11 protein-coding genes are annotated in these 12,562 nt (G+C 42.0%); 5 read left to right on the forward strand and 6 right to left on the reverse strand.

Annotated features, from left to right (window positions below; translation table 11 throughout):
* The first annotated feature begins 71 nt into the window (after positions 1 to 71).
* The 3 genes from R8G66_31545 (at position 72) to R8G66_31555 (ending at position 2,393) form a co-directional block, all read left to right on the forward strand.
* Positions 72 to 1,163, forward strand: coding sequence for an aminotransferase class V-fold PLP-dependent enzyme (locus R8G66_31545; protein MDW3196954.1), 1,092 nt, complete (start codon positions 72 to 74; stop codon positions 1,161 to 1,163).
* Between the two features lie 34 nt (positions 1,164 to 1,197).
* Positions 1,198 to 1,329 (forward strand): hypothetical protein, encoded by a 132-nt coding sequence (locus tag R8G66_31550; GenBank protein ID MDW3196955.1) that lies wholly within the window; start codon positions 1,198 to 1,200, stop codon positions 1,327 to 1,329.
* 167 nt (positions 1,330 to 1,496) lie between these two features.
* Positions 1,497 to 2,393: an alpha/beta fold hydrolase gene (locus tag R8G66_31555; protein ID MDW3196956.1), complete on the forward strand. Its 897-nt coding sequence runs from the start codon at positions 1,497 to 1,499 to the stop codon at positions 2,391 to 2,393.
* Positions 2,394 to 2,753: 360 nt separating this feature from the next.
* Here the strand turns inward: R8G66_31555 and gdhA are convergent, their stop codons facing one another.
* Positions 2,754 to 4,103 (reverse strand): NADP-specific glutamate dehydrogenase, encoded by a 1,350-nt coding sequence (gdhA, locus tag R8G66_31560; protein ID MDW3196957.1) that lies wholly within the window; start codon positions 4,101 to 4,103, stop codon positions 2,754 to 2,756.
* A 407-nt stretch (positions 4,104 to 4,510) separates the two neighbouring features.
* Positions 4,511 to 6,415: an NAD-binding protein gene (locus R8G66_31565; protein ID MDW3196958.1), complete on the reverse strand. Its 1,905-nt coding sequence runs from the start codon at positions 6,413 to 6,415 to the stop codon at positions 4,511 to 4,513.
* 211 nt (positions 6,416 to 6,626) lie between these two features.
* Here R8G66_31565 and R8G66_31570 point away from each other — a divergent pair, with 211 nt between their 5' ends.
* The gene (locus R8G66_31570; protein ID MDW3196959.1) at positions 6,627 to 7,874 is read left to right on the forward strand and encodes a TAXI family TRAP transporter solute-binding subunit; all 1,248 of its coding nucleotides are present in this window, start codon (positions 6,627 to 6,629) and stop codon (positions 7,872 to 7,874) included.
* Positions 7,875 to 7,992: 118 nt separating this feature from the next.
* Here R8G66_31570 and R8G66_31575 read toward each other — a convergent pair whose 3' ends face one another.
* The 3 genes from R8G66_31575 to R8G66_31585 all read right to left on the reverse strand — a co-directional run bounded on the left by R8G66_31575 (position 7,993) and on the right by R8G66_31585 (position 9,677).
* Positions 7,993 to 8,451, reverse strand: coding sequence for a YHS domain-containing (seleno)protein (locus tag R8G66_31575; protein ID MDW3196960.1), 459 nt, complete (start codon positions 8,449 to 8,451; stop codon positions 7,993 to 7,995).
* Between the two features lie 94 nt (positions 8,452 to 8,545).
* A complete protein-coding gene (locus R8G66_31580; GenBank protein MDW3196961.1) occupies positions 8,546 to 9,067 on the reverse strand; it encodes a hypothetical protein in 522 nt (173 codons plus the stop codon).
* A gap of 7 nt (positions 9,068 to 9,074) precedes the next feature.
* Complete coding sequence (locus R8G66_31585) at positions 9,075 to 9,677, reverse strand: class I SAM-dependent methyltransferase (protein ID MDW3196962.1); 603 nt, start codon at positions 9,675 to 9,677, stop codon at positions 9,075 to 9,077.
* 234 nt (positions 9,678 to 9,911) lie between these two features.
* Between R8G66_31585 and R8G66_31590 the strand changes: the two genes are divergently transcribed.
* The gene (locus R8G66_31590; protein MDW3196963.1) at positions 9,912 to 10,571 is read left to right on the forward strand and encodes a response regulator transcription factor; all 660 of its coding nucleotides are present in this window, start codon (positions 9,912 to 9,914) and stop codon (positions 10,569 to 10,571) included.
* Between the two features lie 805 nt (positions 10,572 to 11,376).
* Here R8G66_31590 and R8G66_31595 read toward each other — a convergent pair.
* Positions 11,377 to 12,552 carry an acetyl-CoA C-acyltransferase gene (locus R8G66_31595; GenBank protein ID MDW3196964.1) on the reverse strand — a complete coding sequence of 392 codons (1,176 nt, stop codon included), beginning with the start codon at positions 12,550 to 12,552 and terminating at the stop codon, positions 11,377 to 11,379.
* Positions 12,553 to 12,562 lie beyond the last annotated feature (10 nt).

Genomic DNA, 12,562 nt, shown 5'->3' on the forward strand with positions numbered 1-12,562 from the left:
CCCCTATGCTCAGTTGCCAGCGCGAAAAATTTCAGCTTCAGAAAAAATACGCTTATCTGAATTGTGCCTATATGGCGCCACTTTCGAAAAAAGTGGAGAATGCTGGAAACAAGGGCATCAAAAGAAAGCGTAAGCCATACCAGATTACGCCGGAGGATTTTTTCCACGACTCTGAAACGCTACGGCAGCTTTTTGCAAAACTCATTGACTGTGATGAACCTAACCGAATCGTTACCGCTCCTTCGGTCTCATATGCGATGGCCAATGTGGTTAAAAACCTGGCAGGCAAAGAAGGGGAGATTATCCTGACAGATAAGCAATTTCCGAGCAATGTCTATCCATGGCTAAGTGCGCAATCCGACAAGATCAAAGTGAAATTCATACCCAAACCAGAAGGGGTAGAAAAAGGCGCCCGCTGGAACCAACAGGTCCTGGATGCCATCAATGAAAACACATTATTGGTCGGGATTGGAAATGTACATTGGGCAGACGGTACGTTATTTGATTTGAAAGCCATTAGGAAGAAAACCTCCGAAAATGATGCCTTTTTGGTAATTGACGGGACACAATCCGTAGGTGCTCTTCCTTTCAGTGTGAAGGAAATTCAACCAGATATGTTGGTTTGCGCTGCCTATAAGTGGCTCTTTGGTCCCTACAGCATGACGCTCGCTTATTTCGGTGGAGCCTTTGATCAGGGAAGTCCCATTGAAGAAAACTGGATCAATCGCGAAGGCGCTCAAAATTTTGGTGGGTTAATCCACTACAAAGAAAACTACGAACCAGGGGCGCTGCGGTACGAAGTTGGGGAGCATAGTAATTTCATTTTGGTTCCGATGATGATCGAAGCACTCAAGCAGGTTTTGAATTGGGATCCGGCAAACATTCAAGCCTATTGCAAATTCTTGATGGACCCATTGGTCGAAGCAGCCACAGATATGGGATTCGGGTTTGAAAATGAAATTGCCAGGAGTCATCATTTGGTTGGAATGACCTTGCCTGAGGGTCTTGCCATGGAAACGTTACAGCAAGTGTTGCATCAAAATAAGGTGAGTGTCTCCGTACGCGGAACCTCTGTTCGAGTAGCACCCAATGTTTATAATGATCAACGAGATATCAATCGATTGATCAAAAGTTTATCTGAAGCAATTGCTAAAAGCAAATGATGGCTTAACTTCGCACAAAAGAGGAAAACTTATCATGGACATTACCAATCCTGCGATCACCGATGGCGTGAATCTCTTCGTAAACATTGTGATCTTTCTTGCTGCTGCAGGAGCTGCTATTTCTGCTGTAGACTTCAGAAAAGAAGGTCGCAAAAGCCAGGACTGATTCAGTCAACACTCACTCGTATAATTTAGTTTTTTGCAATGCACGCCTAAATCCAGGGCGAATAGAAGAGTTGCATCTAGTTAAACCTATTCCTGTTTTTTTCTGTTCAGATTCTTTGTAAGCATAACTTTATCCGGGTTTTGGTTGTCAAATAGTGCATTAGCACTATGAAAAAGTACCTATTCATTTCTATTCTCTTTGTTTTCCTCACCGTAATTATTGGACTGGAGTTTGCATCGAAGCATGTCATTCCATATGCTTTGATTCAACCCTACAGAATTACAGAAGATATAAATCCCGGTGATTTCGGATTAGTTGCTGAGAACCTGTCGATCAAAACAGCAGATAGTATTGAACTTGATGGATACTGGGTTCATACAAGCAATGTGCCCAAAGCCATTATCATCTTTGTACACGGAATTGGTGGTTGCAAAGAACATTTTTTTGGATTGTCAAAACAAATGGATAATCAAGGGTATGAATCAATCCTTTTTGACTTACGTGCTCACGGAAAAAGTGAAGGTCAATTCACCACTTACGGATTTAAGGAGAAAAATGATATTGATATAATCATTGACCGAATTCGGTTGCAAAACGATTCGATTAAGATCGGCATCTGGGGAAACTCACTAGGGGGAGCCATTGCCCTTCAATCGATGGAGCAAGAGAATGAAATCACTTTTGGGGTAATCGAAAGCACATTTCGTGATTTGGAAGAAATCATGATTGATTATCAACGAAGGTTGATCAACCTTCCACTTGGTTATTACATGCAAAAATCGATGCGTGAAGCTGAAAAATTGGCAGATTTCAAAATCAAAGATGTCAAACCAATTCAATCTGTAAGAAAGATTGATAGGCCGGTGCTAATTGCTCATGGAGATAGTGATGAGAATATTTCTTTTCAATACGGAAAAGATCTTTACAACAACTTATTGACCAGGGACAAAAAGTGGGTCTTAGTGGAAGGAGGAGGTCATTTTGGTCTCAACGAAACAGGAGGTAATAAGTATTTTCATCAAATCCTTGAATTCATAACCAATCAAGTTGAATCCGAGAATTGATAAGAAACAAAAAGCCTCAACAACATAAAGCTGTGAGGCGTAGAAATTTCTTTGAAATATGGATATTTCGAATTAAACGTGATCCTTCTTGTGATCACTTACCTTTTTGTTAGGAATAATCCATGGGCATACAATGGCCAAAACAAAAAGAAAGAAGATGAAACCGAGCATCAACATAATTGTATCAGGTTTATTGGACTGCAAATATAGAACTCCATGGTTTATTTAACCCTACTTTATCAAGTTTAAGAAAAGCAGAAGTGATTGTCTACACTTCCTGCCTAGCCGGCAGGCTGGCGAGCGCCCCAGTGTGACAATCAACTATTTATCTATTGACAAAGTAGGGCAGATCACTATTTGTTAAACATTCCCTTGTGCAAGCATGGCATCTGCTACTTTCACAAAGCCGGCAATGTTTGCTCCCTTGACATAATCTATCGGTCCCGAGCCACTTCCATGTTGTTTGCAGTTTTCATGAATGTCCTTCATGATCGATTGCAATTTCTGATCTACTTCTTCACGGCTCCAGTTGAGTCGTTGCGAGTTTTGTGTCATTTCTAGCCCAGAGGTAGCTACACCACCAGCATTTGACGCTTTACCTGGAGTGAAAATCACATTTGCAGCTTTCAAGGCACGATATGCTTTTTCAGTCGTAGGCATGTTTGCTCCTTCGAATACACCCTTGCATCCATTTTTGATCAGCGTCTCGGCATCATAGTCTGGCAATTCATTTTGCGTGGCACAAGGAAAAGCCAGGTCCACTTCTGCATTCCAGGGTGTCATGCCTTCATGAAATTTAGCGTTGCCAAACTCATTTGCATATTCTCTGATTCTTCCACGCTTCACATTCTTCAGTTCCTTGATATAAGCCAGTTTTTCAGCATCTATTCCATCAGGATCGTGCACAAAACCCTGAGAATCCGAAACAGTCACGGGTTTTGCACCAAATTCCAGGAGTTTTTCAATGGTGAACTGTGCCACATTACCACTACCGGATACAGCACACCGATTACCTTCCAGTCCATCACCATGCGCTTTCATGGCTTCATTAGCAAAATACACGACACCATAACCAGTTGCTTCGGGGCGGATCAAGCTTCCGCCATAAGTAAGGCCTTTTCCGGTCAATACGCCTACAAATTCATTTCTCAATCGCTTGTACTGACCAAACATATAGCCGATCTCTCGTGCTCCTACTCCGATATCTCCGGCTGGTACATCCGTAAAACCACCGATGTGTTTGCTTAATTCAGTCATGAAACTCTGGCAGAAACGCATGACCTCACCATCGGACTTTCCTTTAGGGTCAAAATCACTACCGCCTTTACCTCCTCCAAGTGGGAGAGTTGTCAGACTGTTTTTGAATACCTGCTCAAAAGCGAGAAATTTCAAGATACTCAAGTTTACCGTGGGGTGGAACCGTAAACCTCCTTTGTAAGGTCCAATCGCAGAATTCATTTGCACGCGAATACCTCGATTGACCTGATAGTTTCCCTGATCATCAATCCAGGGAACCCGAAACATGATCACTCGTTCTGGCTCACAAATTCTTTCCAGCAAATTGGCCGATTGATATTCAGGATGTTGTTCCACGAAAGGGATGATCGTTTCTGCTACTTCCTGAACAGCCTGTAAAAATTCAGGTTCATGGGCATTTCTATAGGAAACCTTCTCCATAAATGCCGCTACAGCGGGGGAAATTGAACTCATCAAATTTGGGGTAAAAAATTCTGGGATAAAGCTACGGAAATTTTCTGGAGGTTAATTGCACACCAAAACCTTACTATAGGCTTAATGGTTTCACAACAAGCGGCTAAAACCTGTTTAAAGGTCTGCCGTTAAATTACTTAGCAAACCACCACAGATATGATTACTCAAAATCTGGAAAGCGAAATTCTCGAAAGAGTGAAGATCCTGGACGATCCTGAAAAATCTAATGTGCTTGCGTACATTGAAAGGATTCCAAGAAAGGTCCATAGCACTAAACTTTATAGAAAGCGTGCTATGAAACAAATTCGGGCTGCGCTAAACGAAAGCTTTTAGGATTATGCTTAGTTATTTTCCTTCTTCCCTTTAGGGATAAGGGTAAAAGAAGGAAAATCAATTGGACTAAACGCTTAATCCTCCGATAGAACGATCACTAAATCATCTTCTGTCAACGTGAACTGCTCTGATTTTTTAGGGTTCACATACACTCCGTATTGCTTGTTTGCATCACGGGCCTCCTTCTTTATTCTATAGCCAATAGCAACTTCGTTCTTTCTCGCGGCAGATTCCATGATCGTATAGAAGTTGATCGGATCTCCTACCTGAACATATTCTTTTGCCGGCTTGATGTAGATCTCTGATCCATCCGCATCGAAAAGATCCTCAAACACACGCATCAGGAACTTGTTCTCACTCACCTGACTCATCAACAAACTCACGAGTTTGTCACTTACAATGAAGTCATCTGCACTGGTAATATCCGCTAACTGTCGGTTTCGGATGTCCAGCATCTCACTCACGATTTTGTAAGTGTGTCCGTGCTTCTCTGTAAAGTTTCTAAGGTGCAGCAGGGTAATCAACGTTTGTGCATCTGCTTCCTGAATCGGGTAATAGTTTTGGTAGCACAACAGAATGATATAGTCATATCGCTCCAGGTGCATGTTTTCCAAGGTCTCGCGATCCGTCGTATCCTGTACCTCAAACTCCAGGCTGATGTTCTTCACCCTCTTCTGCATCTTCTTAACCGTTCTTTCCGCATCGTCAAACTTCGAAACGACTTCTACAGTTGAACCTGGAGGAACATAATAGTCAAGTTCTCTGATGATGTACTGGGCACGGTTATTCCAACCTACAATCAGAATTCTTTCTTTATGGCTTTCGTCAGGCTCGGTATATACGATCCTGGCTTCATCCATGGCCAGACTTTTCGGCGAATTTGGGATCAACGTATCATCATCCTCTGTAATTCCAATGACCCGGTCACCGGGTTGGAAAATAGTATCCATTGGTGGATTGATCTCCACGTGATCATCAGCAAACTGGATACCCATGATTGCAGAGTCTTCGTAGGCGAACAGAATTTCACGGAAGCTTTTGCCTACCAACGTAGGCTCCTCCATGAAATAAATTTCCGCACCATCAAAGTCCATCAATTCCATGTAAACCACACTCAAACCAGACTGACGGCTGGTCTGTACCATGATTCTCGAAATGATCTCATCGGAAAGAATCAGCTCAACTTCATTCTTACCGACCATCTTGGCTACCTCGAAGTTCTTTTTATCTTCCATCTCCGCCGTAATGTGGTAAGCCTCTTCCCTACGATCAGGGTTGGTCACAATGGCCACAATGGTTTTGATGGTTTGAGAATCTGAGTTCTCATTATCCTTATCAAGAATGATAATTGATTTCGTATCGAATGGGTTAGCGATGTACAAATCATGCACATCAATTGGATTACCCGTTCTACAGATCACGTCCGTATTTTTCGTGCTTCCTACTTTGTCTCGGATCTCATCTTCCATTTCCACCTTGTCCTTATCAGCAAGGATCACGATTACACCTCTTTTCTGGTTTTCGTTTGCGATGACCAGCTCTGAAATAATGGTGAATATTTTTGAAGACCATCCCAGAATCAAGACATGATCATTTTCGATTACAAATGAACGACCTTTTCTAAGCTCTTCGAGTTTCGTAAGGATACCGTTCGATACCAGACCAATCAGGGTGGAGATCACTACCAGGCCTATGACAGTCACGAGCATCATGAATATTCGGAATGGCCAGTTTTCGAGGTGTTCGCCTACGGTGCCTGGATCAAGAACGTGCGTGAGGTTGACCCAAATAGAATCAAAAAAGTTAAATCCTTGTTCGGTATGATCAGGATGAAGTCCAAAAGCAAGTAAGAGTCCGGCAAAGACTACTACAAAAACCAGCGAGAAAACTCCGAGACCCGATATCATCGGCACAGTACCCTGTGATATGAAGTTGTCAAACCTGTACTTTAACCTTTCACTCAAAGGTGATTTTTTCATAAGGCGCCTAATATTTTTCTATCGTGTCGCGGCAAGCGTGCAAAGTTACCCATTAGCCCGTATAGACGACAAATTATTTAAATATACATTTTATTTTTACTATACAGGTGAATCACTTTTTCCCGTACTCTGTTTTTTACTTAGGTTAGCTAAGTCTCGAGTATCTCTGATTTTCAGCGATTTGCGGAAACCTGCCTAAAATTAGCTTTAAATGAAACGACCAATCTATCTGCTTTTTCTCCTGACCTTGCTTATTGCTGGGTCTTGTAAACAGGAAAAGATCAAATATCGCCTCTTCGTATCCACGGATGAACCTGATGGAGCTATCTCCCAAGCCATCAAAACAGTGATGGAACGTAACCATAATGTAGAAATAGAACTGGTAAACGCGGGTGGAAGTTTCGCAAACCTCGACAGTATTGCAGATGGCGTAGCTGATATCGCACTTATAGAGAATTTTGTTCCTTTCCGAGATGATGTACGCACTATTCTTACATTCTATCCAAAAGTGCTACATATATTCTATCAGGATAACGGTGGACCAGAGCCTCAGAATTTTGAAGAATTACTTTACGGAAAACGTGTATTTATCGGAGAGAAGGGAACTGGAAGCCATCTTTTCATGGAAGACATGTTTGAGTTTTTTGATCTCGACCGATCAAAATTTACAATTGCCAATGATGTCTTTAGTGCAAGTACAGAGGTGCTAATAGGGTTCACTGATATTGTTGAGCTAAAAAACCTGGCTACATTGAAGGGTTTCAAACTTTATTCGCTCGATCAGCTAGACAACTATGGCAAAGGCTCTATTGTAGATGCAATTTCCTTACGATTTCCTCAAGTGCATCCATTTGTGATTCCTGAAACGAGTTATCGAGACATCACAGATAAACCAATTGTAACTGTTGCTTCTGACGCGTTGCTCATTGTGCGTGCAGGACTAAGAGAAAGTTTTGCCTACGATCTCACCCGAACCATTTTCAATGAAAAGCAAGATTTCATCAATTTGAGTCCGTTGATCTATACTGGTCTGGACGAAAATTTTGATCGGACGCAGATCAGCTTCCCACTTCATGAAGGCGCCCGTGTTTTTCTCGATAGGGATGAGCCAGGGTTTTTCGAAAGGTATGCAGAATTAGTGGGTGTACTTTTTTCAATAGCCATTGCGATTGTCAGTGCCTTGATCTCCTTGTCCAAATGGCAAACCCAGAAAAAGAAAGATCGGGTCGATATTTTCTACAGAGAATTGATGGAAATGAAAAACACTAATTTCAAAACATCTGCAGAGGGAATTGAAAAGATCAAAGGTATTCAGCAATCACAGAACAAAGCATTTGACATGCTGATCAACGAGGAGCTGGAAGCCAATGAAAGTTTCCGGATCTACATGGAGCTTTCAAAAGAAACCATACATGAGATCAGAGGTCGGGTCAAAGTGTTAAGGAATTTGAATAAGTAGCGCGTCAAACTTCGCACTTAAGCGCCCTCATATTTACACGCTAAGGTATAAGCATAAAAAAGTCCTGCTACGATAAACGAAGCAGGACTTTTTTATTTTCATGGTTCTTTTGATTAAATCAAGGTTGAGTCAATTGCTCATATTTCTTGTCTGCCACAATCTTGTTAATATCCGGATCTCTGTTCCAGGCAGTTTGGCCATTGAAAAATGCCCTTACTTCAAAAAAGTAGAGCTTATTATCCTGGATCTGAAAATGAGAAAAATCTGGTTTCGTCAAGGTGCCATTAGCAACAGCAATCGCACACCAACCGCCATATGCTGGTAGATACTTTTTAGGGTTTTCAACAAATTTGTCCATGTTGGTCCAAGAGGCAAACCTTAGCGTCAATCCCTCATATTCATATGTGTGCTCTTCTTTTCCTTTCAGTACTTGCTCTCCCTGATAACTTACCAGGTCATTGCCATCAAAAGCAATTTCGTCTGCCTTGCAGGCATATTGGTTGTCTGCTGTATGTTCTTGTGAAAAAACTGGACTGACAATTACTGTCAGAATAAATACGTTGATAAAAGTTTTCATAGCTCTGTCTATAGGTCTTTGATTTCAGTACGTTAATAACAACTAAAACGGTTGTTTGTCCCTGGATCAAATGACTTATAGCTGACAAAAAACCTCATTTTAGGCCCAATAAGCGGAAATAGTCATTCATTATCAGCTGGTAGTTGGTTTTGGATGAGGTGTTCGGTGCCAAAATTTTATTGCCATTACAAGTAATTGTCGCTTCAGACAAGCAGGCATTGAACAGTGCCAATGCTACTTCTGTATGGTTTTTCGGAGAAGCGCCATCGAACTTAAGCACCTCTTCACTTTCCGGGTAAGCGACCGTAAATTCCAGTGGTTCGTCAAAGTTGCTCACACCTCCGATCTCCAGCCAGAGGTACGCTTTGTCGCGCAACCAATGATGAATGATGATCGGATTAGGTTCGAGAGAATTGCTATCAAGAGGATTGTCCTTCAATCGAAAAATATTGATACTGGCTGGTTTGTTTTCCTCCAAATGATAGGACGATTGACGAATATTTTTGAAAAACAACTCGGTATCGTCTCTGGTGTCAAAATCAATGTCTTCCAGAGCGATCGATTTATCCTGATCCAGTGAACAGGACTGACACACGAAAGCTATCGCTGCAAACAAAAGAAATTTATTTCTTTTGGAGGACCAAAATGGTTTCCGCATGTCGGTTGTCATATTGGATGTGTCTAACAGGTTCAATTTGTTCAAATTTCGGGTCCTTGACCATTCGGTCCAATTGTGTACTGGACAGAAAGTAGCCTGTGGTTTCATCCGGAAAAGTATGTTTACCATCTTTAGTAGCCACAGATCGTGTCTCGAAATTCACCAGGGAATTGGAGGTCAGGTAAAGCACTCCTCCAGGGACAAGTACCTTACTTATAGCTTCCCAGGCCGTCCATTTTTCCTGATCATTCAGAAAGTGGAACACTCGAGCACAAATCACGGTTTCGAAAAACTTTTCAGGATATGGCAATTGAGTTGTAGATCGAGGCAGAAACCTGTCCGGATGCTGATTTTCAAAACTTGCGACCATCATTTGCATAAGGCTTACGCAAGATTGATCGGACTCAATACCGTGTACTTCAAATTCCGGTCGTTGCAAAAAATGAATAAGATTCCGGCCGGTACCAAAACCAATGTCTAAGATTTTTCCAGCTTCAATACGCCCCTTGAGCAACAAATCCAATAAGAATAGGTCCATGTCGCCGAAAAAATTATTGATATGTTCCATTTGGTTGTCGGCGAAGTGATTATGGTTGTCGGATGTATCCACAAGAAAGTTAAGCCGTTGAAAATAGATATGTTAGACATTAAAATAATGTAATTCAACTAAATTAGCCATTGACCAGTACTCGCTGGCTCTAAGAACCGGTTTAGTCAAATTATTTTTCGTGGAAATTGACGTTCCTGCAAATAAACCGTGTTCTTTGCAGGTTGGTAGTATTTAGCCAAAGACCTAGAGCGTATGTTAGAAAAGCCCATTCGAGTGGCAATTGCTGATGATCACACCTTGTTCCGAAAAGGAATGACGATGATGGTAGGCGGATTTGAAAAGGTAGAAGTCATTGCGGATTTTCCCAATGGAAAAGAAGCTTTGAATTTTCTAAAGCAAAATCCTATCGATATCGTGCTACTCGATCTGGACATGCCCGTGTTGGACGGATGGGAAACTTCGCGAAAGATTATTAGTAAATATCCTGGCATTCATGTGATCATCATTTCGATGAATGAGTCCTTGGAAGTGATTGCAGAATTGATTGAAATAGGTGTCCATAGCTACCTGCTAAAAAATGCTGAACCCGACGAAGTAAAGAGAGCCATTCATTCTGTGATGAACAATGACTTTTATTATAACCAGTTGGTTTCAAAAGCACTTCGTCAAAACATTCAGCGAACGAACTTCAAAAAACCTACCCATCAGGATCAGGCCAGTCTGACAAAAAGAGAAATCGAGGTATTGGAATTGATCTGTAAAGAGATGACGGTAAAAGAGATCAGCGAAGAACTTCACCTCAGCGAGCAAACCATTCAAACACACCGCAAGCACATGATGAAAAAGATCAATGCTAAAAATGGTGTCTCTCTGGTTCGCTACGCCATTCAAAATCAGATCGTTTCATTCTAGTCTCGAAAACAGTCGCGTAAAAATTTCTTGTTCTTGGGCGTCCTCCAGCCTAGCGAATCTATAGTTTATGCTGACTAGGAGTCCCCGAGCTTGTCGAAGCCATGCCTTGACCGGCAGGCAGGTGTACCCACTTGCCGGTATTTTTATACCCACTTTTGGGTATTTACAAAAAACGGATCATTTCCTAAGTAACTGGTTATTAGCTGATTGATCAATTGCAACTGTTTCTTATGTTAAACAGTTGTGAAATACTATTTCTAGTATTCTTAACTTCAAGCTGTCGTTCAAATCTGAATGACATTAGCTCTTAGGTTGATGGTAGTCCATCTGAAGGCCGGTTCCCACTTACTCACTATTTCGGTTCCGGCTTTCTTTTTATACCGGAGCAATCATTTCCACTGAAATTCAACCTTCTTACCTGCGCTTAACCATCCGGTGACTTAAAATTGACTTACCTAAAACCTGGTAAAATTATACCCACTTTTGGGTATTTTTCGACAGCCATAAAATTATAAGTAATTGATTTACAAAGAGATATAAAATTTAGGCTTTCAGAACAAATGAAATCGATTGCAACAAATACCTAATTTGGTCTTGTCATTCAGCAATGAATGATTTAGCTCTTAGGTTGATGGTAGTCCATCTGAAAGCCGGTTTTTCAGGGAATTTGTTCTCAAACGCACTTCACTCACTGTTTCTACAAAGCCGGCTTTCTATTTTTCTTGAAAATATTGAAATACAACCGCCATAAAAAAACTCCGGTGATAGCCGGAGTTTTCTTTTTTAATATGATCTGGGCTGTTTGTTAATTCAGCCTTTCAAAGATCCCAGCCACACCCTGGCCACCTCCTACACAGGCAGTAACCATTCCGTATTTGTTATCTCTTCTTTTCATTTCATTGAGCAGACTGATGGACAGTTTAGCCCCTGTACATCCGAGTGGGTGACCTAATGCAATCGCACCGCCATTCACATTCAGGATATCCGTGTTCAGATCCAGGCCTTTGATCACTGCCAGTGATTGTGCAGCGAAAGCTTCGTTCAATTCGATCAGCTCAATATCATTTTGTTTCAATCCAGCTTGCTTCAATGCTTTCGGCACGGCCTCCACCGGACCAATACCCATAATTCGTGGGTCGACGCCTGCAGTAGCGTAAGTCACCATTCTGGCGATAGGCTTCAGGTTGTATTTATTCACCATCGCCTCAGACATCACCATCACAAAAGCAGCGCCATCAGAAGTTGGTGAAGAGTTACCCGCAGTTACCTGACCTCCGTTTTTGAAAGCTGGACGAAGTTTCGCCAAACCTTCCATGGTGGTACCGGGTCTTGGGCACTCATCTGTATCTACTGTGAACGTTCGTTGTTTTCTTTTCCCATCGGGTCCAACGAAAGTTTCCTCTACTTCTACAGGAACGATCTCGTCTTTGAACTTACCATTCTGGATCGCCTGGATCGCTTTGTTGTGAGAAGCAACAGCAAATTGATTCGCATCGTCTGCAGTGATCTCATAATCCTTGGCCAATTCCTCAGCCGTCAATCCCATATTCAGGTAATACTCAGGATGCTCTGAAGCAATTTTATAATTCAAAGCCGGCTTGTATCCCATCATCGGTACCATTGACATGGACTCAGTTCCTCCTGCGATGATACAATCGGCTGTTCCGGAGTGCACTCTTGCGCAAGCCAGGTGAATGGCTTCCAAACCCGAACCACAGTATCGGTTGATGATCATTCCAGGTACGCCAATCGGTAATGACAACAGCGAGATCATTCTTCCCATCTGCATGCCTTGCTCCGCTTCGGGAACAGCATTGCCCACGATCAGGTCATCCACTTCATTGGTATCGAATCCTTCTACTGAATCAACCAGGTGTTTGATCACATCGGCAGCAAGATCATCGGGACGATAAAATCGGAATCCTCCTTTTTTGGCGCGACCAACCGCAGATCGGTAGCCAGCTACTATATATGCGTTCATTTTAAAATCT

The organism is Cytophagales bacterium (assembly GCA_033344775.1).
In the GTDB taxonomy this organism is placed as follows: domain Bacteria; phylum Bacteroidota; class Bacteroidia; order Cytophagales; family Cyclobacteriaceae; genus JAWPMT01.